This is a genomic window from Streptomyces sp. AC558_RSS880, assembly GCF_019049255.1.
In the GTDB taxonomy this organism is placed as follows: Bacteria; Actinomycetota; Actinomycetes; order Streptomycetales; family Streptomycetaceae; genus Streptomyces.
In genome coordinates this window covers 1-22,529 of the sequence record NZ_JAGMUJ010000043.1, presented here as the reverse complement: position 1 = coordinate 22,529, position 22,529 = coordinate 1, and the positions used below count along the sequence as shown (strand labels likewise).

At 73.8% G+C, this 22,529-nt stretch carries 19 protein-coding genes and 1 pseudogene; 15 read left to right on the top strand and 5 right to left on the bottom strand.

Annotated features, from left to right (window positions below):
• Positions 1 to 11: 11 nt before the first annotated feature.
• The 10 genes from KUM38_RS18745 (at position 12) to KUM38_RS18700 (ending at position 15,371) form a co-directional block, all read left to right on the top strand.
• Positions 12 to 4,010 carry a HAMP domain-containing protein gene (locus tag KUM38_RS18745; protein ID WP_217130551.1) on the top strand — a complete coding sequence of 1,333 codons (3,999 nt, stop codon included), beginning with the start codon at positions 12 to 14 and terminating at the stop codon, positions 4,008 to 4,010.
• Complete coding sequence (locus tag KUM38_RS18740) at positions 4,007 to 6,421, top strand: SpoIIE family protein phosphatase (RefSeq protein WP_217130550.1); 2,415 nt, start codon at positions 4,007 to 4,009, stop codon at positions 6,419 to 6,421. Before KUM38_RS18745 ends, KUM38_RS18740 begins: the two co-directional genes overlap by 4 nt.
• 103 nt (positions 6,422 to 6,524) lie before the next feature.
• Positions 6,525 to 6,917 (top strand): STAS domain-containing protein, encoded by a 393-nt coding sequence (locus KUM38_RS18735; RefSeq protein WP_217130549.1) that lies wholly within the window; start codon positions 6,525 to 6,527, stop codon positions 6,915 to 6,917.
• Positions 6,918 to 7,044: 127 nt separating this feature from the next.
• A complete protein-coding gene (locus KUM38_RS18730) occupies positions 7,045 to 7,944 on the top strand; it encodes an STAS domain-containing protein (RefSeq protein ID WP_217130548.1) in 900 nt (299 codons plus the stop codon).
• The gene (locus KUM38_RS18725) at positions 7,941 to 8,360 is read left to right on the top strand and encodes an STAS domain-containing protein (RefSeq protein WP_217130547.1); all 420 of its coding nucleotides are present in this window, start codon (positions 7,941 to 7,943) and stop codon (positions 8,358 to 8,360) included. The genes KUM38_RS18730 and KUM38_RS18725 overlap by 4 nt, the downstream gene beginning before the upstream one ends.
• The gene (locus KUM38_RS18720; RefSeq protein ID WP_217130561.1) at positions 8,360 to 8,800 is read left to right on the top strand and encodes an anti-sigma regulatory factor; all 441 of its coding nucleotides are present in this window, start codon (positions 8,360 to 8,362) and stop codon (positions 8,798 to 8,800) included. The genes KUM38_RS18725 and KUM38_RS18720 overlap by 1 nt, the downstream gene beginning before the upstream one ends.
• Complete coding sequence (locus KUM38_RS18715; protein ID WP_217130546.1) at positions 8,800 to 9,852, top strand: ATP-binding SpoIIE family protein phosphatase; 1,053 nt, start codon at positions 8,800 to 8,802, stop codon at positions 9,850 to 9,852. The genes KUM38_RS18720 and KUM38_RS18715 overlap by 1 nt, the downstream gene beginning before the upstream one ends.
• On the top strand, positions 9,849 to 11,564 hold the full coding sequence (locus KUM38_RS18710) for a PP2C family protein-serine/threonine phosphatase (RefSeq protein ID WP_217130545.1): 1,716 nt from the start codon (positions 9,849 to 9,851) through the stop codon (positions 11,562 to 11,564). Before KUM38_RS18715 ends, KUM38_RS18710 begins: the two co-directional genes overlap by 4 nt.
• A 119-nt stretch (positions 11,565 to 11,683) precedes the next feature.
• Positions 11,684 to 13,057 carry an NAD(P)/FAD-dependent oxidoreductase gene (locus KUM38_RS18705; RefSeq protein WP_217130560.1) on the top strand — a complete coding sequence of 458 codons (1,374 nt, stop codon included), beginning with the start codon at positions 11,684 to 11,686 and terminating at the stop codon, positions 13,055 to 13,057.
• Between the two features lie 79 nt (positions 13,058 to 13,136).
• Complete coding sequence (locus KUM38_RS18700) at positions 13,137 to 15,371, top strand: FUSC family protein (RefSeq protein WP_217130544.1); 2,235 nt, start codon at positions 13,137 to 13,139, stop codon at positions 15,369 to 15,371.
• Positions 15,372 to 15,778: 407 nt separating this feature from the next.
• Here KUM38_RS18700 and KUM38_RS18695 read toward each other — a convergent pair whose 3' ends face one another.
• The 4 genes from KUM38_RS18695 to KUM38_RS18680 form a co-directional block, all read right to left on the bottom strand.
• Entirely contained in the window at positions 15,779 to 16,207 is a 429-nt protein-coding gene (locus KUM38_RS18695) for a hypothetical protein (protein ID WP_073935966.1), read from the bottom strand.
• A 28-nt stretch (positions 16,208 to 16,235) separates the two neighbouring features.
• Complete coding sequence (locus tag KUM38_RS18690) at positions 16,236 to 16,466, bottom strand: DUF5133 domain-containing protein (protein WP_217130543.1); 231 nt, start codon at positions 16,464 to 16,466, stop codon at positions 16,236 to 16,238.
• Positions 16,467 to 16,498: 32 nt separating this feature from the next.
• The gene (locus KUM38_RS18685) at positions 16,499 to 17,362 is read right to left on the bottom strand and encodes a SigB/SigF/SigG family RNA polymerase sigma factor (RefSeq protein WP_217130542.1); all 864 of its coding nucleotides are present in this window, start codon (positions 17,360 to 17,362) and stop codon (positions 16,499 to 16,501) included.
• A 194-nt stretch (positions 17,363 to 17,556) separates the two neighbouring features.
• Positions 17,557 to 17,997 carry an ATP-binding protein gene (locus KUM38_RS18680; RefSeq protein ID WP_217130541.1) on the bottom strand — a complete coding sequence of 147 codons (441 nt, stop codon included), beginning with the start codon at positions 17,995 to 17,997 and terminating at the stop codon, positions 17,557 to 17,559.
• Between the two features lie 163 nt (positions 17,998 to 18,160).
• Between KUM38_RS18680 and KUM38_RS18675 the strand changes: the two genes are divergently transcribed.
• The 3 genes from KUM38_RS18675 to KUM38_RS18665 all read left to right on the top strand — a co-directional run bounded on the left by KUM38_RS18675 (position 18,161) and on the right by KUM38_RS18665 (position 20,666).
• The gene (locus KUM38_RS18675; protein WP_217130540.1) at positions 18,161 to 18,391 is read left to right on the top strand and encodes a hypothetical protein; all 231 of its coding nucleotides are present in this window, start codon (positions 18,161 to 18,163) and stop codon (positions 18,389 to 18,391) included.
• A 56-nt stretch (positions 18,392 to 18,447) separates the two neighbouring features.
• Positions 18,448 to 19,935, top strand: a complete 1,488-nt coding sequence (locus tag KUM38_RS18670; protein ID WP_217130539.1) for an aminotransferase class I/II-fold pyridoxal phosphate-dependent enzyme — start codon at positions 18,448 to 18,450, stop codon at positions 19,933 to 19,935.
• 272 nt (positions 19,936 to 20,207) lie between these two features.
• Complete coding sequence (locus tag KUM38_RS18665) at positions 20,208 to 20,666, top strand: cyclic nucleotide-binding domain-containing protein (protein ID WP_217130538.1); 459 nt, start codon at positions 20,208 to 20,210, stop codon at positions 20,664 to 20,666.
• A 35-nt stretch (positions 20,667 to 20,701) separates the two neighbouring features.
• On the opposite strand, the gene KUM38_RS18660 is transcribed toward KUM38_RS18665, so the two are convergent.
• A complete protein-coding gene (locus KUM38_RS18660; protein ID WP_217130537.1) occupies positions 20,702 to 21,319 on the bottom strand; it encodes a LysE/ArgO family amino acid transporter in 618 nt (205 codons plus the stop codon).
• Positions 21,320 to 21,388: 69 nt separating this feature from the next.
• Between KUM38_RS18660 and KUM38_RS18655 the strand changes: the two genes are divergently transcribed.
• Both KUM38_RS18655 and KUM38_RS18650 read left to right on the top strand, forming a co-directional pair.
• Complete coding sequence (locus tag KUM38_RS18655) at positions 21,389 to 22,285, top strand: LysR family transcriptional regulator ArgP (protein ID WP_217130536.1); 897 nt, start codon at positions 21,389 to 21,391, stop codon at positions 22,283 to 22,285.
• Between the two features lie 62 nt (positions 22,286 to 22,347).
• Positions 22,348 to 22,529 (top strand): annotated as a pseudogene (locus tag KUM38_RS18650) (IS982 family transposase); the annotation flags it as partial.

The window sequence follows — 22,529 nt, the reverse complement described above, 5'->3', positions numbered from 1 at the left end:
CGAGGGTGCGCATGACCAGCAAGAGCACCGAGGGGACCGAGGCGGCGCCGGGGGACCAGGAGCTGAGGCGGCTCCTGGCGGGGCTGACGGCCGTACGGGACGGGGACTTCGGCACCCGGCTGCCGGACGACGCGGACGGCCTCATGGGGGACATCGCCAAGGTCTTCAACGGGATGGTGGACCAGCTGTCGGTGTTCACCTCCGAGGTGACGCGGGTGGCCCGCGAGGTCGGCACCGAGGGGGCGCTGGGCGGACAGGCGCAGGTGCCGGGGGTCTCGGGCACCTGGTCCGACCTGACGGACTCGGTGAACGCGATGGCGGGCAACCTCACCGCGCAGGTCCGCTCCATCGCCCAGGTGACGACGGCGGTCGCCGAGGGCGACCTGTCGCAGAAGATCACCGTGGACGCCCGCGGCGAGATCCTCGAACTCAAGAACACCATCAACACGATGGTCGACCAGCTCTCCGCCTTCGCCGACGAGGTCACCCGCGTCGCCCGCGAGGTCGGCACCGAGGGCCGCCTCGGCGGCCAGGCCGACGTGCAGGGCGTGAAGGGCACCTGGCGCGATCTCACCCACTCGGTGAACTTCATGGCCGGCAACCTCACCGGCCAGGTCCGCAACATCGCGCTGGTGGCGACGGCGGTCGCCAAGGGCGACCTGTCGCAGAAGATCACCGTGGACGCCCGCGGCGAGATCCTCGAACTCAAGAACACCATCAACACGATGGTCGACCAGCTCTCCGCCTTCGCCGACGAGGTCACCCGCGTCGCCCGCGAGGTCGGCACCGAGGGCCGCCTCGGCGGCCAGGCTCAGGTGCGCGGCGTCTCCGGCACCTGGAAGGACCTCACCGACAACGTCAACGTGATGGCGTCCAACCTGACCGGCCAGGTCCGTTCCATCGCCCAGGTCGCCTCCGCGGTGGGCCGGGGCGACCTGTCGCAGCGGATCAGGGTCGAGGCGGCCGGCGAGGTCGGGGCGCTGGCCGACGTCATCAACACGATGGTGGACACGCTGTCGGCCTTCGCCGACGAGGTCACCCGCGTCGCCCGCGAGGTGGGCACCGAGGGCCGCCTCGGCGGCCAGGCGCACGTGCCCCATGTCGCGGGCACCTGGAAGGACCTCACCGACAACGTCAACTCCATGGCCAACAACCTCACCGGCCAGGTGCGCAACATCGCGCTGGTGACGACCGCCGTGGCCCGCGGCGACCTGTCGAAGAAGATCGACGTCGACGCGCGCGGCGAGATCCTGGAGCTGAAGACGACCATCAACACGATGGTCGACCAGCTCTCCGCCTTCGCCCAGGAGGTCACCCGCGTCGCCCGCGAGGTCGGCACCGAGGGCCGCCTCGGCGGCCAGGCGGAGGTCGAGGGCGTCTCCGGCACCTGGAAGCGGCTCACGGAGAACGTCAACGAGCTGGCGGGCAACCTCACCCGGCAGGTCCGGGCGATCGCCGAGGTCACCAGCGCCGTCGCCGAGGGCGACCTGACCCGCTCCGTCAACGTGGAGGCCTCCGGCGAGGTCGCCGAACTCAAGGACAACATCAACTCGATGGTGGAGTCCCTGCGCGAGACCACCCGGGCCAACCAGGAACAGGACTGGCTCAAGACCAACCTCGCCCGCGTCTCCGGCCTGATGCAGGGCCACCGCGACCTGCCCGTGGTCGCCGAGCTGATCATGGACGAGCTGGTGCCGCTGGTGTCGGCCCAGTACGGCGCCTTCTACCTCGCGGAGGACGGCGACGATGGCCCCGAGCTGCGGCTCGTCGGCTCCTACGGCTACCCCGACGACGACGGCCGGCCCACCCGGATCGCCTTCGGCCGCACCCTGGTCGGCCAGGCCGCGCGCAGCCGCCGCGCCATCACGGTGGACGAGCTGCCGCCGGACTACGTCACCATCTCCTCCGGGCTGGGGCAGGTGGTGCCGACCGCGCTGGTGCTGCTGCCCATCGTGGTGGAGGGCCAGGTCCTCGGCGTGATCGAGCTGGCGTCGGTGACCCCGTTCACCCAGATCCACCAGGACTTCCTGGCCCAGCTGATGGAGACCATCGGCGTCAACGTCAACACCATCGTGGCCAACGCCCGCACCGACGAGCTGCTCGTCGAGTCGCAGCGGCTCACCGCCGAACTGCAGGAGCGCTCGGCGGAGCTGCAGAGCCAGCAGGAGGAGCTCCAGCACTCCAACGCCGAGCTGGAGGACAAGGCCGCGCTGCTGGCGGAGCAGAACCGGGACATCGAGGCGAAGAACCTCCAGATCGAGCAGGCCCGGCAGGAGCTGGAGGCGCGCGCCCAGCAGTTGTCGCTGGCCTCGAAGTACAAGTCGGAGTTCCTGGCGAACATGAGCCACGAGCTGCGCACCCCGCTCAACAGCCTGCTGATCCTGGCCCAGTTGCTCGCGCAGAACCCCTCGCGCAACCTCAGCCCGAAGCAGGTCGAGTACGCGCAGATCATCCACTCGGCCGGCTCCGACCTGCTGCAGCTGATCAACGACATCCTCGACCTGTCCAAGGTCGAGGCCGGGAAGATGGACGTCAGCCCCGAGCGGGTGGAGCTGCGCCGGCTCATCGAGTACGTCGAGGCCACCTTCCGGCCGATGACGATGCAGAAGAGCCTGGACTTCACCGTGACGACGGCGCCGGGCGCGCCGGCGGACCTGCTCACCGACGACTCGCGGCTGCGGCAGGTGCTGCGCAACCTGCTGTCCAACGCGGTCAAGTTCACCGAGCGGGGCGGCGTGGAACTGCGGATCGAGCCCGCGCCGGACGACGAGGTGCCGAGCGGTGTGCTGCGGGGCGGGTCCGTGGTGGCCTTCCGGGTGCGGGACACCGGTGTGGGCATTCCCGAGCAGCACCTGGAGGCGATCTTCGGCGCCTTCCAGCAGGCGGACGGCACGACGAGCCGCAAGTACGGCGGCACCGGGCTCGGTCTGTCCATCACCCGGGAGATCGCGCATCTGCTGGGCGGCGCGGTGACGGTGGACAGCGTCGCGGGCCAGGGCAGCACGTTCACCCTGTTCCTGCCCGTGGCCCGGCCGGACTTCGAGGATCTGCTGCGTCCCTCGCCGCTCCCGGACGGGGACCTGGGCGAGGCCCTGCCGGAGGTGCCGGCCCGGCAGCCGGCGGCGATCGAGACGGGGCCGGTGTCCGGCCGGCGTCCGCGGCGGCTGCTCGTCGTGGAGGAGCGGCCCCGGGGGCTGCTGACCCTGGTCGCGGAGAGCGTGGTCCAGGACGTCGCGCACGGCGACGGCACCTCCCGGCCGTCGGTCGACATCCTCACCGCCGTCGGCGCCCAGGAGGCGGCCGGTGCGCTGGCCGCCGACCCGTGCCACTGCGTGGTGCTGGAGCTCGGCATGGCCCGGGAGGAGGTCACCCGGTTCCTGGAGGCGCTGCGGGGCGACGCCGCCCTGGCCAGCGTGCCGGTGCTGGTGCACAGCGGCCACCGTGCCGACGCGGCGGTGGAGGAGGAGCTGCGGTCCCGTGCCGAGGGCACCGCTCTGGAGTTCCTGTCCAGCCTCGACGAGCTGCGCGAACGCATCGCCCTGCACCTCTCCGCGGAGGAGCCCGGCGACGTGCTGTCGCTGGTGCGGCCCGACGAGCCGCAGCGGCCGGCGCCGCAGCCCGTGGTGGACGGCGCGTTCTCCGGCCGTACCATCCTCGTCGTCGACGACGACGCGCGTAACCTCTTCGCGCTCAGCGGGATCCTGGAGCTGCACGGCTTCCGGGTGCTGCACGCGGAGAACGGCCGCAAGGGCATCGAGAGACTGGTGGACAACCCGGACGTGGCGCTCGTGCTGATGGACGTGATGATGCCCGAGCTGGACGGTTACGCCGCCACGGCCGAGATCCGCGCCATGCCGCAGTACGCCGAGCTGCCCATCATCGCCGTCACCGCGAAGGCGATGCCCGGGGACCGGGAGAAGAGCCTCGCCTCGGGGGCCAGCGACTACGTCACCAAACCGGTCGACACCCAGGACCTGATCGCCTGCGTCCGCCGCTGGCTGTCGGCATGAGCACCGTGGAACAGCCGAGCGCGCCGCAGCACGGTGGGGCGCCGGCCGAGCGCTCCAACGCCGGACCCGCCGGGGTGTCCGCGGACTCGCCGGTGGGCAGGCTGGCGGCCACCGTGGACCGGCTCAGCCGGGAGGTGCGGGCCGCGCAGGCCGAGGCCGAGGGCCGGGCGCTGATCGAACTCGCCAAGGGCATCCTCGTCGAACGGCTGGGGTGCGGTCCCTCGCAGGCCGCCCGCCAGCTCGCCGAGCTGACCGAGCAGGCCGGGACGACGCAGCTGGAGTTCGCGGTCGAGGTCATCAACCAGGCCGCCCGGGACCGGATGTCCGAGGTGACGGACGCCTTCCTGGCCGCCACCCGGGCCGCCGGGGAGGCGGGGCAGGACCCCGCCGCCGTACGGCTGCGGGCGGCCGAGAGCGGGGCGCTGGCGGCGGACGACACCCAGGCCGTGGCCGAGTCCCTGCTCGCGCAGGCGCTGCGTCCGCTGGGCGCGGTGGCCGTGGCGATCTGGGCGGCCGGCGCCGACGGGTCGCTCACCCTGGCGGGCAGCGCCGGGTTCTCTCCCGCCGAGGCGGCGCGCTGGTACTACGTGCCGCCGGACGTGGCGACGGTCGCCCGGTGCGGCCTCGCGGAGCGCGACGGTCTGTGGATCACGTCACTGGCCGACCGGGGCCTGCCCAGTGTCGGCCGGCACCACCACCCGGACGGCGGCCGGGCGGCCGTGCCCGCCGGTACGGGGGGCCGTGTGTACGGCGTGCTGGAGATCGTCTGGCCGGCTCCGCTGCCCGAGCAGCCGCCGCAGATCGTGCGCCAGGTGGAGGCCCTGGCGGAGCTGTGCGCGCACACCCTGGAGACGTACACGGTGCCGAGCGGCCCGGCCCGGCAGCCCCGGGTGCTGCCGGACGCCGCGGAACTGATGGACCTGGCCGACGGGCTGTACGACCCGGCTCTCGTCCTGGTGCCGCACCTGGACGGCCAGGGCAACCTGCTGGACTTCCGTATCCAGCACGTCAACAGCCGCTTCCTGGACCCGGCGGGCCGGCCGCGCGCCATGGTCAGCGGCGCGCTGCTCCTGGAGGCGTATCCGATGGCCGCCGGGAACAGCGAGCTGTTCCAGCGGATCGAGCGGGTGTACGCCACGGGGGAGCCGTTCCGTGCCCGGCGCATGAACCTGACCGCCCTCGTCGACCAGGTGCCGCTGGCGGCGGTCGCGGACATCAGTGTCAGCCGGCACGGCTCCGGCATCCTGTTCATCTGGCGGATCGAGGACGAGACGGCCCGCCTGGCGAGCCTGCTCCAGCACGCCCAGCGGCTCGGCCGGATCGGCGGCTTCGAGGAGAACCTGCTGACCGGGGAGATCACCTGGAACGGGCAGCTCTTCGACCTGTACGGGCGTCCGCAGTCCAGCCTGCCGGTGCCGCTGGAGGAGCTGCCGGCGCACGCCCACCCGGACGACGCCGTCACCATCGGCCGCTTCCTGCGCACGCTGCTGCACCACCGGCGCCCGGCGTCGGCCGCCTTCCGGCTGCAGCGCCCCGACGGGGTGACCCGGCACATCCGGGTCGTCGCCGAGCCGGTCCTGGACACCGACGGCCGGCTGCTCACCATCCGCGGTGCCTACCAGGACATCTCCGCCCAGCACTGGACGGAGGTGGCGCTGGCCGCCACCCGCGACCAGCTGGCGCACACCGAGCAGCACGCCAGCGAACGGGACCGGCTGGCACTGCAGTTGCAGCGCGCCATCATGCCGCCCGCCCAGGCGCCGCTGCAGGTGCCCGGCCTCGACGTGGCCGTCCGCTACCGGCCGGCGGAGGCCGAGCAGCTGGTGGGCGGCGACTGGTACGACGCCGTGGTGCTGCCGTCCCGGCTGGTGCTGCTGTGCGTGGGCGACGTCGCCGGCCACGGCATAGAGGCGGCGACCAGCATGGTCGTCCTGCGCAACGCGCTGCGTGGCCTCGCGGTCACCGGGGCGGGCCCCGGGCAGCTGCTGTCGTGGCTGAACATCGTGGCGCACCATCTGACGGGCGGCGTCACCGCCACCGCCGTGTGCGGCCTGTACGACCCGGCCTCGCGCACGCTGCGGTGGGCGCGGGCGGGTCATCTGCCGCCGGTGCTGGTGCGCGGCTCCGTGGCCGCTCCGCTGCCGCTGGTGCGCGGGCTGCTGCTCGGTGCCGTACCGGAGGCGGTGTACGAGGAGTCGGAGGTGCAGCTGGCCGCCGAGGACAACCTGCTGATGTACACGGACGGTCTGATCGAGCGCCGGGACCGCAGCGTGGAGGAGTCGCTGGCCCATCTGCTCACCACCGCCGCCTCGACCCCGGGCACGCTCGACCAGCGGCTGGACCGGCTGCTCACGTACAGCAGGTCGGACACGGACGACGACACCTGCATCGTGGGCATCCGGGTCGGCTGAGGGGGACGCCCCGGCCGGCCGGGCCGGCCGGGGCATGATCCGGCGATTCGGGGGTACGCGCGGCTGCGCGACGAAAAGCTTGATCACCTTGTTGGAGGTACTCGTGCCCATTGCCCAGGACCCGTTGTCCGTCGAGGTGACCCTGCCGCGGGAGGACGTGGCGCTGCTCACGGTGGAGGGGTACTTGGACGTCGACACGGCGACCGAGTTCCAGCACCACCTGGCGAACCAGCTCCATCACGGCCGCCGGCACTTCCTGCTCGACCTGTCGGCGGTCCCCTTCATGGACTCGTCCGGCATGAACATCATCCTCCGGGTCTACCAGGAGGCCCGCGAGCTGCCGGGGAGCGTGCACATCATCTCCCCCGCCCCCGCGGTGCGCCGCATCCTGGACCTGACGGGCGTGAGCATCACCGTGCCCGTCTCGGAGAGCGTCGACGAGGCGCTGGAGCGCGTGGACGAACTGCCGCGGACGCCGGCCGAACCGGAGGCCTGAGCACGGTCCGCGGGGTCCGGCGCCCACGGCGTCGGAGCCCGGTCGGAATGGCCACCCGGCCGAGGTCACACCGCGGTCCCGGCGTTCGGGCGCGGTGCGACGCGATGACGACGAGGAGAGGAAACAGGTGCCGGAGCACGAAGCGGGCGGAGCACCCGGAACACCGGCGCACGAGGTCAGGGACTTCCTGCGGCGACGGCGCGAGCAGATCGCCCAGCGGTGGGCGGACGAGCCCCTGTTCCGTACGGTGTTCACGGTCTCGCGCGACGAGGCGGTGGAGGCGGGGAAGGCCGTCGTCGACGCGCTGGCCCAGGTCGCCGACGCGCAGCGGGTCGAGGACCCGGACGCCGCGGGCTTCTCGGCGGTGCGTGAGCAGCTGGCGCGGATGGGGGCGGCCCGCTCCCGCGCGGGGCTGTCCAACACCCAGGTGTCGAGCGAGCTGGCTGCGCTGTGGCCGCCGGCCGAGAATCTCCTGGTCGCCGAATGGGACCAGGGGTCGCCGGAGGAGCTGCGGGCGTGTTCGACCACGCTCAGCGTGCTCCTGGGCACGCTGCGCCTGGTGGCCATGCAGACGGCGCTGAGCGAGACGCAGTCCCTCATCGACCGGCAGCGGCTCCAGCTGCTGGAGGTGGCGACGCCGGTGATCAAGCTCTGGGACGGCATCGTGGCGGTGCCGCTGATCGGGACGCTGGACAGCGCCCGCAGCCAGGTGGTGATGGAGACCCTGCTGAACGCGGTCGTCGACCAGCACGCCCGGTTCGCGATCCTCGACATCACCGGTGTGCCGACGGTCGACTCCCTGGTGGCGCAGCACCTGATGAAGACGGTCGCCGCGGCCCGGCTGATGGGCGCGGAGTGCGTGGTGTCCGGCATCCGTCCGGCGATCGCGCAGACCATCGTGCACCTCGGTCTGGACCTCGGCACGGTGAAGACCCGGGCGAGCCTCGCCGACGCGCTCGGGTACTGCCTGCACGAGCTGGGGACGAACATCGTGAACGCGGCGCCCGACGGTGCGGGCCGGCGGTGAGCGAGGGGTTCTCCCGCCCGGTCGCGGGACATGTGCCGGTCCTCAGGCTCGGTGACGTTCTGCTGGTCACCCTCCAGGGTGACCTGTACGACAGCACGGCGCACCAGCTTCAGCAGGACCTCTCCGAGACGATCGCCCGCAGCGGGGTCACGGGGGTGGTCATCGACATCTCCGGGGTGGAGGTCGTCGACTCCTTCCTCGGGCGGGTGCTGGCCGAGATCGCGGCGCAGACCGAACTGCTGGCCGCGCGCACCGTGGTGGCCGGCATGCGGCCCGCGGTCGCCATCACCCTGGTGGAACTGGGTCTGACGCTGCCGGGGGTACGGACCGCGCTCACCACCGAGGCGGCGATGGAGCTTCTCGCGCAGCCCGTCGTGACGTTCCGTTCCGGCGGCACGCGCGAGGAGAGTCCGTGATGCACACCGCCGCGGGCGTCGAGGCCCGCCTGCCCATCCGGTCGGACATGGACCTGGTGTGGGTGCGTCAGCACGTGCGGCAGGCCGCCGCCCGGCTCGGCTTCGGCCTGGTGGACCAGACGAAACTGGTGACCGCCGCCAGCGAGCTGGCCCGCAACACCCTGGTGCACGGCGGGGGCGGCCTGATGGAGGCGGCGCACGTCACCGCCGGCGGGGCCGACGGGCTGCGGCTGGCCTTCAGCGACACGGGCCCCGGCATCCCCGACCTCGACCGGGCGCTCAGCGACGGCTACACCTCCGGCGGCGGGCTGGGGATGGGGCTGGGCGGCGCGCGGCGCCTGGTGCACGACTTCGAGGTCGAGACCGCCCCGGGGTCGGGGACCACGGTGCGGGTGACGTCCTGGGTGGCCCGGCCGCCGCGCCGGCGTGAGGGCGTCTGATGCCCCGCGTCCGTTACGTGCCGGTGCAGGACCCGACCCGGGTGCGGGACGTCCGGGTCGCGGCGGAGGAGGCCTCGGCGGCGGCCGGTCTCGACGAGCGGCGCACCGCCACCGCGGCGCTGGTGGCGACCGAGCTCGCCACCAATCTCCTCAAGCACGCGCAGGCGGGAGAGGTGCTCGTCGAGGTCGTGGACCCGCCGGTACCGGGTGAGGGCCGGCCGGGACAGGTCGTGCAGATCACCGCGCTCGACCACGGGCCGGGCATCTCCGACGTGGACGGTGCGCTGCGGGACGGGTTCTCCACCACCCGCTCGCTCGGCGCGGGCCTCGGCACCTGCCGGCGTCTGGCCGACGACTTCGCCCTGCACAGCGCGCTCGGCCGGGGCACCGTGGCGGTGGCCCGCGTCGGCGCCGCCGCCGGCGAGGGCGCCGCCGAGGCCCCCGGTGCGCGCGCCGGCGGCGTGAACGTCCCGTTCGCCGGGGCGGACTTCTCGGGGGACGCCTGGGCCTGGGCCAGGTCCGGTGACCGGCTGACCCTGATGCTGGCCGACGGTCTTGGCCACGGGAGCGAGGCGGCGCGTGCCTCGACCACCGCCGTCGAGGAGCTGCGCCACCGGGCCGGGCTCCCGCCCGCCGAGTGCCTGCCGAAGCTCCACACGGCGCTGGCCGGCACCCGGGGCGCGGCCGTCGCCGTGGCGCAGCTCGACACCTGGACCGGACGGCTGCGCTTCGCGGGGATCGGCAATGTGACGGCCCGGCTGCGGGAGGGCGGCCGCTGGCGGACCCTGCTGTCCCGGCCCGGCATCGTCGGGGTGCACCGGCCGCTCACCGTGCGCGAGGAGGAGGCCGCCTGGACCGCGGAGAGCCTGCTGATCCTGCACACCGACGGTCTGCCCGGCCGCTGGACGCCACCCCCGGACACGGGGCTTCCGCCGGCCGATCCGGCCGTGACGGCCGCCGTGGCCGTCCGGGACGCCGGGAGCCCGGCGCGCCCGGTGCGGGACGACACCGCCGTGGCCGTGCTGGCCCCCGCCCCACCGGACCGCCCATGACGCACACCTGGCGGATCCGGACCGTCACGGACGCGGCACGCGCCCGTATCGCCGTGGCCCGGCTGGCAGCGGCGCACGGGGTGCCCACCGTGGAACGCGCCCGGCTGGCCGCGGAGCTCAGCGGCCGGCTGCGGCAGTGCCTCACCAAGGGCGGTGTCTGGGTGCTCACCCTGGACGGCCCCGGCCCGTCCGCCGGGGCGGGGACGCTGCACGCCGCGGTGGTGCCGGCACCCGGCGCGGGCGCCGCCGGCCGCGCCGGGTGGACGATGACCGTCCCGTGCCCCGAGCCGGGCCGGACATCCGACGCCGGCCCGGTGCCGGAGGACCCGGCCGGTCTGTCCGAGGCGCTGCTGGGCGCCGACGAGGACACGGCCGTGGTGCTGGACAAGCTCGCCGAGCAGGAGGAACTGGTCGCCTTCCACCGGGAGGAGCTGCACCAGACCAACCAGGGCGTCCTGGCGCTGCACGCCGAGCTGGACGCGGCGGGACGCGCGCAGCGCGAGGCGTTCGCCGCCGAGCGCCGGGCGCGCGAGGAGGCGGAGAACGCGCGTCGCAGACTGACGTTCCTGGCGGACGCGAGCGCCGTGCTGAACGCCTCGCTCAACCACGACGAGATCGTGCGCCGGCTGCCGGAGCTGCTGGTACCGCGGTACGCCGACCGCGTGGACGTGTGGCTGTTCGACCAGGAGGACGACCGGTACCCGCCCACGTCCCACCCGCGCGCGGCGGTCCGCGCGGCCCGCACCGGCCGGCCGCAGTACGCGGCCGACCACCCCGGCGGTCTGCCCGGGGTGGACGACCAGCCCGCGTCGGCCCTGGATCCCGGCCGGCCGCTGCTCTGCGTCCCGCTGCTGACCCGCCGGGCGCCGCTGGGGGTGCTGACGCTGTCGCCGCCCGGTGAGCGCTGGGACCCGGACGACGCCGTGATGCTGCTCGAGCTCGCCCGGCGGGCCGGCACCGCCATCGACAACGCCCGCCGCTTCGAGCACAACCGTGACATCGCCGAGACGCTGCAGCGCGCCCTGCTCACCGACCTGCCGACGACGCCGGGCCTGAGCCTGGCCGCGCGCTATCTCCCCGCCACGCACGGGCTGAACATCGGCGGCGACTGGTACGACGCGTTCCGGCAGCGCGACGGCGGTCTGATCACCGTCATCGGCGATGTGACCGGGCACGGGCTGCACGCGGCGGTGATGATGAGCCAGCTGCGCACCGCGCTGCGCGCCTACGCCGTCGACGGCGACAGCCCCGGCCGGCTGCTGACCCGGCTGCACGGGTATCTGCGCCACCTCCAGCCCGACCTGTTCGCCACGGCGGTCATCGCCCGGTTCCATCCGGACGGTCGCACGCTGACCTGGGCCGCCGCCGGTCATCCGCCGCCGGTGCTGCGGCTGCCCGACGGGAGGGTGCGCACCCTGGACGCCAAGCCCGGCGCGATGCTCGGCATCCCGCTGCGGCAGGACATCGCCGACCACACCGAGCGGCTGACGCCCGGTTCGACGCTCGCGCTCTACACGGACGGGCTGGTGGAGCGGCGCGCCCGGGGCATCGACCCGGGCATCGAACGGCTCGCGGCGACCCTGGGTTCGTTCGGTTCCGCGGAGCTGGACGCGGACCTGGAGGACTCGGCGGACCGGATCCTGCGCCCGCTGCTCAGCGACTCCGAACGCGACGACGACGTCTGCCTGCTGCTGTGCCACCTGCACGGCTGAACCGGCCGCCGGATCCCTTCCCGGTGCGTTCCGGCGAAGGTGCGGGCATCGTGGTGCCGAACAGGGGCACGCGTCAGTTGTCGATGTTCGAGGCAGACCCCCTGGAGCCGCAGGAAGGGATGGACACCGTGACACGACCCAGGATCCTGGTGGTGGGCGCAGGTTTCGCCGGCGTGGAGTGCGTGCGCCGGCTGGAGCGCAGGCTCGCCCCGAACGAGGCCGACCTCACGCTGGTGACGCCGTTCTCCTACCAGCTCTATCTGCCGCTGCTCCCCCAGGTGGCCTCCGGCGTGCTGACCCCGCAGTCGGTCGCGCTCTCCCTGCGCCGCAGCGAGAGGTACCGCACCCGGATCATCCCGGGCGGGGCCATCGGCGTGGACCTGAAGTCCAAGGTCTGTGTCGTACGACTCGTCAACGGCGAGATCGTCGACGAGCCGTACGACTACATCGTGCTGGCCCCCGGCAGCGTCACCCGCACCTTCGACATCCCGGGGCTGACGGACCACGCCTTCGGACTCAAGTCGCTCGCCGAGGCCGCCTACCTCCGCGACCACGTCATCTCCCAGCTCGACCTGGCCGACGCGAGCCACGATCCGGCCGAGCGGGCCTCGCGGCTGCAGTTCGTGGTCGTCGGCGGCGGCTACGCGGGCACCGAGACCGCGGCCTGCCTGCAGCGGCTGACGCACGCCGCCGTCAAGCGCTACCCGCGCCTCGACCCGGGCCTGATCAAGTGGCATCTCATCGACATCGCGCCGAAGCTGATGCCCGAACTGGGCGAGAAGCTCGGGCGCAGCGCGCAGGAGATCCTGACCCGGCGCGGCATCGAGATCTCGCTGGGCGTCTCCATCGCGAAGGCGGGCGCCGAGGAGGTCACCTTCACCGACGGCCGGGTGGTGCCCACCCGCACCCTGATCTGGACCGCCGGTGTCGTCGCCAGCCCGCTCATCGCCACGCTCGACGCGGAGACCGTCCGGGGGCGGCTCGCGGTCAACGCGGACATGTGCCTGCCGGGCCACGACGGGGTGTTCGCGCTCGGCGACTCGGCGGCGGTGCCCGACGTGGCCAAGGGCGACGACGCCGTGTGCCCGCCGACCGCGCAGCACGCCTTGCGGCAGGGCAGGCACGTCGCCGAGAACGTCATCGCGACGCTGCGGGGCCTGCCGACGCGGCCGTACGTCCACCACGACCTCGGACTCGTGGTGGACCTCGGCGGCACCGACGCGGTGTCCAAGCCGCTCGGCGTCGAACTGCACGGCCTGCCCGCCCAGGCGGTGGCCCGCGGCTACCACTGGTCGGCGCTGCGCACCGGTGTCGCCAAGGCCCGGGTGATGACCGACTGGCTGCTGAACGCGGTCGCCGGCGACGATTTCGTGCGCACCGGATTCCAGGCGCACAAGCCGGGCAACCTGCGGGACTTCGAGTACCTGGACGCCTATCTGACGCCGGAGCAGGTGCGGGAGCACGTCGCGGAGGCGGGCCGGGCCGCGCGGTGATCCGGGAGGCGGGAGACGGCCCGCGCCCGGCGGTGCCGGGGCCCGGGTCCGTGTGCGCGACGGGAGAGAGTGCGGCGGCGTGAAGGCGGCGGGACGCCCGGTGCGGACACGGCTGCGGGACCACCTGGCGGCGTCCGACCCCGGTCTGCTGCGGCTGACGGCCGGACTGCGGACGGTGGGCGCGATCGCGCTGACGCTGGCCGTGCTCGCCTCGGCGGGGGTCGACGTCACCCGTCTGGTGGCGGGGGCGATGGCGGCGATGGTCGCCACCTTCGCCATCCGGGAGAAGCAGCGCGGCGCCCAGGCGGTCACGCTGGCCGTCGGCCTGCCCGTCGCGCTGGTGTCCGTGTCGCTGGGCGCGGTGCTCAGCGAGCGCGTCGTCGTCGGGGACGTCTTCTTCGTCGTGCTCATCTTCGCCGCGGTGTACGGCCGCCGGTTCGGGGACCGCGGGACCGCGCTCGGCCTGATCGGCTTCCAGGTCTACTTCGTGTCCCTGTTCGTCGGCGCCTCCGCCGCGCAGCTGCCGGGACTGTGGGCGGCCCTGGCCGTCGCGTTCGCGTGCAGCGCCCTGGTGCGGTTCGCCGTCGTCCCCGTGACGCCCGCCGGTCTGCTCCTGCGGCTGCGCCAGGCCTTCCGGGCCCGGCTGGCCCGGCTCGTCTCCGCGCAGCTGGCGCTGCTGGACGCCGGTCCTGACGACGTGGACAAGGCCCTGGAGGACATGCGGGAGGGCACCGCGCGGCTGCACGAGACGGCCCTGATGATCCAGAGCCGGCTGGAGGAGGGCACGCCGGACGAGTCGACGGCGCGGCTGGTGCAGCGCCGGATCGCGGACGCGGAGATCGCCGCCGAACGGCTCGGCCTGCAGCTGCTGTCGGCGCGCAGTGCCGAGCGGGCGGACACCCTCACCCTGCACCTGCCCGGCGCTCCCGCCCCGGAGGTGGGCCGGCTGCCCGGCCCCGACGAGGCCACGGCCTCACTGCGGCGGGACCTGCTCGCGCTGCGGGCGCTGGTGGTGCGCACCGGGGCCGGCGGAGCGGGCGTGGCGCAGCTGCGCAACCGGCTGCTCGGCTACCGGGACGAGGAGAACCTGCCGGCCGCCACCCCGGCGGTGCGGGACGTGTTCCGGGCCGTCGGCGAGACCGCGCGTGCCGTCATGGGGCTGCGCATCGCGCTGGAGGGGCCGCAGGACGAGTCGGACGACAGCCCGGCGACGGCGCGCTCGCGGGAGGAGCTGGACGCCGAGGACGCCGCCATCGACGCCGGCGAGGAGAGCGAGCCGGACGAGGAGCCGAAGGGGCTGCGCCGGCCCACCACGCGCGCCGCCGTGCAGGTCTCGGTGGGCTCGACGCTGGCCATCGTCGGGGGCGAGCTGCTGTCCGCGCACCGCTGGTACTGGGCGGTGCTGACCTGCTGGATCGTCTTCATCAACACGGCCTCGACCGGCGAGATCCTGGTCAAGGGCTACCGGCGGCTGCTGGGCACGGTGTTCGGCGTCGTCGCCGGCATCCTGCTGGCCGCCCTGGTGGGCCGTCACACCTGGACGGCGTTCGCGCTGGTGCTGGTGCTGATCTTCGCCATGTTCTACACGGCGCCGCTGTCCTACACGCTGATGTCTTTCTTCGTGACGGCGATGCTCGGGCTGCTCTACACCCTGCTGCACACCTACAGCTGGGAGGTGCTGGTGCTGCGGGTGGAGGAGACGGCGCTGGGCGCGGCCTGCGGGGTGGTCGCGGCGGCGCTGGTGCTGCCGGTGAACACCGACCGGCGCACCAACGAGCTGCTGGTCACCGTGCTGGAGCGGCTCGCCGAGGTGACCGAGGCCGCCGTCGGCCAGCTCAGCGGCGGGCCCGCCGGCGACCTGCTGGACCAGGCACGGCGGCTGGACCAGGCGCTGGGCGACCTGCGCTCCGCCACCCAGCCGCTGACGCACCCGGTCACCCCGTTGCGGGCCCGGCGCACCACCGCGCGCTATGTGGTGGCGTTGCTCGAGACGTGCGCGTACCACGCGCGCTCGCTGGCGGCCACCGCGGAGCTGTTGCCGGCCCATCCGGCGATCGCGGCGGACCCCCGGCTGCGCGGGGCGGCGGGGCGCACGGTGCGCAACATCGTGACGATCGCGGACCGCGTCGCCGACGAGGACGTCACCGCGCCGGTCGAGACCGGGCCGAGCATCGCGTCCCTCCTCGGCGGCGACGGCACCGCCCGCTACGGCCGCGTCACCGGCCGGGTGCTGCGCCATCTGGAGCGCCTGGACGAGGCCGTGGTGGGCCTCGCCCGGCCGCTGGCCGTCCCGGTGACGGCGTCCGAGCGATGAGAGGCCCGCACGGTGCGCCCCGGGCGCGGCGGTCGGCCCTCGCGTACGGTCACGGCCCCGGCGGGCCCGCAGGCGGCCGGACCGGGCCGTGACCGGCGTCGCGAGCGGCCGGGCGCCGTCGTCGAAGGCTCGGCGGCGGGTCCGTGGACCACTGCGGAGCGGCCCGGGCACCCGCGCACGGCCCGCCCGGCCCGGGGCGCCGTCGTCAGCGGCTCAGCAGTCGGCCCGAAGGACCGCCGTCCTCGGCCCGTCGGCCCGACCCGGTCACCTGGGGGTACGGCCCGCCGGGGGACGGCCCCGTCCGGCTCTCGCCGACCCCGTCGCCGCACGTGCCGCACGATCCGCGATGCGCGCGTACGGCCCCGGCGGCTGCCGGGGCCGTACGCGCGGGTGAGGCGTGCGTGGGTTCAGAAGTCCGTGGGGAGGCCGCTGGCCTCGGCGATGCCTCGCAGCTCCTCGTTCTGGCGGTGACGGTCCCTGATGTAGTCGGCGATCTCGTCCAGGCGGGAGGGGTCGGCGGCGGTCGCCGCGTCGGTGACCACCCGGACCGGTCCGGTCTCGTCGACCTCCAGCTCGACCACCTCGTTGTCCAGGCGGCCGGTGACGGCGGTGGCGATGACGAGGGCGGCCTCGTCGCGGACCTCCTGGGGAAGTTCCTCGTCCCCACCGTCCAACGCGAGGTCCATGCCGGACAGCCGGTGTTCCTCGATCGCCTGGAGCACCGGCTCCACCACGTGGAGCAGAAGCCGGTAGTCCTCGGTGTCCATCCGGACCCGCAGGAGGTCGAGATAGACGTCCACGGGCCTGCCTTCCGGGGGAATCTCGGATTCACTCATCCGCTTCGGGTTCCCCGCACACCGCGGGTCATACGGCGGCCGGGGCACCGACCCCGGGCGCGTCCTGCCCTGCCGTCGCCAGCCAGCCGCGCGCGGTGGCGAGCGCGTGGCGTACGTCGCGGGTGCCGGTCGACACGCACAGGGTGTACGCCAGGTCGCCGATCCGCGGGTCCGGGCCGGCCGGTCCGCTTCCGGCCGCCGTCAGGGCCTCGTACTCCTCGACGAGCCGGCGCAGCACGGTGGGGTGGGGCTTCAGCATGTGTCTCGCTTCCTGGTGGGGGCGGGCGCCGCTCACGCCGTCGCCGAGTGTCCGCCGGTACCGCGGCGGCCGGTGCGCTGTCCCATCACGTCGGCGCGCACCCGGGCGCAGCTGCGGCTGATGAGACGGGAGACGTGCATCTGGGAGATGCCCAGCCGGTCGGCGATGCGGCTCTGGGTCATGTCCTCGAAGAAACGCATGTAGAGGATGGCGCGTTCGCGCTCCGGCAGCCTGCGCAGGCCCTCCTTGGCGGACTCCCGGTCGACGACGATGTCGTAGGAGGCGTCCGCGGCGCCGAGGGTGTCGGCGAGGCTGTAGCCGTCGTCGTCGGACGACAGTTCCGCGTCCAGGGAGAGGGTGCTGAAGCTCTCCAGGGCCTCCATCCCGGCGGCGACCTCCTCCTCGGTCAGCCCGGTGTGGGCGGCGATGTCCGTCACGGACGGCTCGGGGCTGCCGGGGTTCTGGGTGAGTTCGCGCCGGGCCACCCGCACCTTGTTGCGCAGTTCCTGCACCCGGCGGGGCACGCGCAGGGCCCACATCCGGTCGCGGAAGTGCCGCTTGACCTCGCCGGTGATGGTGGGGACGGCGTAGCTCTCGAAGGCCCCGCGGCTCGGGTCGAAGCGGTCGATGGCCTTCACCAGGCCCAGGGCGGCCACCTGGCGCAGGTCCTCGACGGCCTCACCGCGGTCGCGGAAGCGGCCGGCGATGCGGTGGGCCATGGGCAGCCACGCGGTGACGAGCTCGTCACGGACGGCGTCCCGCTCGGGGCCGTCCTCCAGGGAGGCCAGCCGGGTGAAGAGGGCGGCGGTGTCGGGGGCGTCGTCGTGCCGCCGGCGGGGCGCGGCGGTCGTCGTGTCGGAAGGGCCGGAACGATGGGCGGTCGTGTCAATGAGCATGCGGTTCGCTCCCGAACGGTGGTTTCAGGGATCTACCGCGGGAGGGTCGCCACCGGGACGCCCGGAGGGTCCACAGCAGCCGTACCACTCCCGCTGGCGCGCCTCCGGTCCGAAGCACGAACCTCCGATTGCCCCCTCACCGGTGGAACAAACTCCGCTTCGTCACGTGATGTGCCGGGTCCCGTTCCGGCCGGTCAGGGCAGGGGCACCAGGGCCGTGATGCACTTGCCTCCGGCGGGCAGGTCGGACACCCGGACGTCGCGGGACAGCCGGCACACGATGGGCCAGCCGTGACCGCCCGGACGGCGGCGTCCCTGCCGGTCGGTCGGCTTCACGGCGACGGGCAGCTCGTCGCTGCGGTCGCTCACCGACAGACGCACTCCGAGGCCGCTCACGTCGACCTGGAAGTCGGTGACCCCGCCACCGTGCAGCATGGCGTTGGTGGTGAGTTCCGAGGCGACGAGCAGGACGTCCGCCAGGGCCTCGGTGTCGCAGGGGGTGCGGGTGGCCCGGCAGCGTTCGGACACCGCCCGCGTGACGGCCTCGCGGACCTCGGCCGGACGGCACGGGCAGGGGAATCCGTCCCGGCGCGCGCCGGGCGGTTCGAGGGGTTCGGCCGTGTACTCCTCATACATCGTGCGGCTCCCTGTACATCGTGCGGCTCCCTGGTCGGTGACGGAATCGACGGAGAATGCCCCGTACCTCCCTTTTCGGCTCACCTGTCCCGGTACCGGCAAACCTCCCGACCGTTCGCTGAACACGTGTCATCCGATCGGCGCACGGGGGTACGCGGACGGTATGACCGATGTGGTGGACTCGGACGAACTGATGCGGCGCATCCAGCGGGCACGGGCCTGCGCGGCGCAGGAGGAGCGGACCTGGCGGTCCCGGGGTGACGAGCTCGGCCGGGCTGACACCGGCGATCCCGGCGCGGCGCGCGACGCCGAGGTGCGCGGGGTGGCCTACGGGGTCGTCCTGCGGGTGCTGGACGAGATCCTGACGCCGGGCAAGCACGCGGCGGAGGGCTGAACCGGGGGGCCGGGTCCTGCGGATTGCCCCCTGCCGTTCCCGGGCACCCGGGGTCCATGACGGTCGATCACAGCCGGGCGCCGGTTCTGGAAGCACTGGAGGAGTACCACCGCAGCGGGCGGCTGGGCTTCACACCACCCGGGCACAAGCAGGCCCGCGGGGCGGATCCCGCGGTGCGCGAGGTGCTCGGGGACGCGGTGTTCCTGGGCGACGTGCTGGCGTCGGGCGGTCTGGACGACCGGCTCGTCCGGGGCCGGGTGCTGCAGCGGGCCCAGGAGCTGATGGCCGACGCGGTGCACGCCGAGCACACCTTCTTCAGCACCTGCGGGAGCTCCCTGTCGGTGAAGGCGGCGATGCTGTCGGTCGCGGGGCCGCACGAGAAGCTGCTGATCGGGCGGGACGCCCACAAGTCGGTGGTGTCCGGGCTGATCCTGTCCGGGATCGAGCCGGTGTGGGTGGAGCCGCGGTGGGACGCCGCACGGCACCTCGCGCACCCGCCGTCGGCCGACGGCTTCGACCGGGCCTTCGACGCCCACCCGGACGCGCGCGGCGCGCTGGTGACCAGCCCGACGCCGTACGGCGCCAGCGCGTCGCTGCGGGACATCGCCGAGGTGTGCCACCGTCGCTCGCGCCCGCTGATCGTGGACGAGGCCTGGGGCGCGCATCTGCCCTTCCATCCCGATCTTCCGTCCTGGGCGATGGACGCGGGCGCCGACATCTGCGTGACCAGCATCCACAAGATGGGCAGCGGTCTGGAGCAGGGCTCGGTGTTCCATCTGCGGGGCGACCTGGTGCCGCCGGCGCTGCTGGGCATGCGCGCCGATCTGCTGGGGACCACCAGCCCGTCGGTGCTGATCTTCGCGGGTCTCGACGGCTGGCGGCGTCAGATGGCCCTGCGCGGCAAGGAGCTGATGGGGGCGGCGCTGGCGCTCGCCGACGGGGTCCGGGCCGCGATCGAGGAGATCGACGGCATGCGCGTCGACGACCGGGACGACTTCTGCGGCCCGGGGCTGGCGGACGACTTCGACCCGCTGCCCGGGGTGATCGATCTCGACGGTCTCGGCGTCACGGGATACCAGGCGGCGGACTGGCTGCGCGAACACCGCGGTATCGACGCGCACCTGGTGGACCACCGCCGGATCGGGATGCAGATCACCCACGGCGACGACCGGGAGACGACCGGGGAGCTGCTGTCGGCGCTGCGGGACCTGGGGCGGGCGGCGCGGACCCTGCCCCGGGCGCCGGAGGTGGACGTGCCGTCGCCGGGCGAACTGCGGATGGAGCAGGCGCTGCTGCCGCGGGACGCGTTCTTCGGCCCGGCCGAGGACGTGCCGGTGGCCCGGGCCGCCGGACGGGTCGCGGCCGAGATGATCACGCCGTACCCGCCCGGTATCCCGGCCGTCCTGCCGGGCGAACGGCTCACCGGGCCCGTGCTCCGCTATCTGCGGACGGGACTGGCCGCGGGCATGCACCTGCCGGACCCGTCGGACCCCGCCCTGGACACGGTCCGGGTCGTCGACGAGCGCGCCGACCGGGGCCGGTGAAACAGGTCACGCGGCCCGATTACCCGAGCGTCGCCGGAATGGTTTATCGTTCATTCATACGTGGTGGCGGAGTCGACACTCGTCCTCCGGACACCACCGCTTACGGCCCTGGCTGGCTTCCCCCGTCCAGCCAGGGCTTTTTCATGCCCGGGCGGGACCGGCGACAGGAACCGGACTTCTCGTGTCCGCCGAGGTGCCCCGAACGGCCGCAGCGGCTGAAATGAACGTAGGGAAAGCACCGGAACCGAATGCCCGGCGAGGAGCCCCGCGCCATGACCAAAGCGATCAAACTCCTGACCGCCCTTCCCCCGCCGCAGCGCGAGCGCCTGATGGCACTGGCGCGGGAGGTGTCCTTCCCCGAGGACACCCGCATCTTCGAGGCGGGAGGCACCGCCGACCGGTTCTGGGTGATCCGCTCCGGCGCGGTCTCGCTGGACCAGCGGGTGAACGACCTGCACCGGGTGACCGTCGCCGGCCTCGGCGCGGGTGATCTGCTGGGCTGGTCCTGGCTGTTCCCGCCCCACCGGTGGGACTTCGGCGCCGTGGCCTTCAGCCAGGTGCGCGCCTACGAGTTCGACGCGGCGGCCGTGCTCCGGCTCTGCGAGGAGGACCCGCCGCTCGGGATGACCCTGGTGCGCAGTGTCGCCGAGGTGCTCGCCCACCGACTGGAGACGACGCGCGGCAAGCTGATGGAGCAGTACGCGATGCACCGGCGCGGCGGGGCGCTGTAGGGCCGTCCCGCACCCGGCGGCCCCGTGCGGCGGTGTCAGGCTCCCGCGATGAGCGTGAGACCGAGGACGATCATGGTGGCGGCGACCAGCCCGTCCAGGACCCGCCAGGCGGTGGGCCGGGCCAGGAAGCGGCTCAGCAGACGGGCGCCGAAGCCGAGCGCCGCGAACCAGCAGACGCTGGCCAGTACGGCGCCCAGGCCGAAGGTCCAGCGCAGCGGGCCGTGGTCGGCGGCGACCGAGCCCAGCAGGAACACCGTGTCGAGGTAGACGTGCGGGTTGAGCCAGGTCATCGCGAGGCAGGTGAGCACCGCCCGGCGCCGGGAGCCCGCGGCCTCGCCCTCCGTCTCCAGCCCGGTGGCGGCCGGGCGGAACACCCGGCGGGCGGCCAGGGCCCCGTAGCCGAGCAGGAACGCGCCGCCGATCCAGCCGACCGCCGTCAGGGCGCCGGGCCAGGCCACGACCACCGCACCGACCCCGCCGACGCCGAGGGCGATGAGGGCCGCGTCGGACAGGGCGCAGATGCCGACGACGGCGAGGACGGCGTCGCGGCGGACGCCCTGGCGCAGGACGAAGGCGTTCTGGGCGCCGATGGCGACGATGAGGGAGAGGCCGGTGCCGAATCCGGCGGCGGCGGTGGTGAAGGCGCTGGTCATGCCGAGGACGCTACGAGGGAAGGGCTCTGCAGTACAGCTAAGGATTCTTACGTACCCTTAGCTGCCGTGATGACGGATCTTCCGCTGGACCAGGTACGGACCCTGCTCGCCGTGGTGGACGAGGGGACGTTCGACGCGGCGGCCGCCGCGCTGCACGTCACGCCCTCGGCGGTGAGCCAGCGGGTGAAGGCGCTGGAGCAGCGCACGGGACGGGTGCTGCTCTTGCGCACCAAGCCGGTGCGGCCGACCGAGTCGGGCGAGGTGCTGGTCAGGCTCGCCCGTCAGGTGGGCCGGCTGGAGCGGGACGCGTACGCCGAGCTGGGGCTGAGCGGGGCCGGGGAGCCGACCCGGGTGCCGGTGGCGGTGAACGCGGACTCGCTGGCGACCTGGTTCCTCGGGGCCCTCACCCGCCTGCCGGCCGACTCCCGGCTCCGCTTCGAACTGCGCCGGGAGGACGAGGCCCATACGGCGGCGCTGCTGCGGGAGGGGACGGTGATGGCCGCGGTGACCTCGTCGCCGGACGCGGTGCCGGGCTGCTCCGTGCGGCACCTGGGGCGGATGCGCTATCTCCCGGTGGCGGACCCGGAGTTCGCCGTACGGCATCTCGCGGGACCGCTGCGGGAGGTGCTGCCCGGGGCGCCGGTGGTGGTGTTCGACCGGAAGGACGACTTCCAGGACGGCTTCGTGCGCCGGCTCACGCGCGGACGCGCCGAGGCGAGCGCGCTGCGCCACTACGTGCCGACCTCGGAGGGCTTCGCCGAGGCGGTCGCCGCGGGCCTGGGCTGGGGCATGGTCCCCGAGGCCCAGGCGGAACCCCTGCTCCGGGCCGGCCGTCTCACGGTGTTCGCCCCGGGCCGGGAGGTCGACGTCTCCCTGTACTGGCAGCAGTGGAAGCTGGACTCCCCCGCGCTGGCGGCGGTGGCCGACGCGGTCACGGAAGCGGCGGCGGAGGCCCTGCGCCGCTAGATGAGTGAGTCCGATGTTTGTGCTGGCCGCGACTATGGCGAAGGGCGCCCGTTGGCTCGTGTGTGACTACCAGCCTGGACGCCCTTCTGGCGGCACTGTACGTGTTCATCGACGACCATGTGGCTCCCCGTCGCCGGATCGGGCGACCCCCCAAACTGACGGACGCCGAACTGTTGTGCCTCGCGGTCGCCCAGGTTCTGCTCGGCTTCCCCTCGGCCAGGCACTGGATCCGCTTCGCTCACGC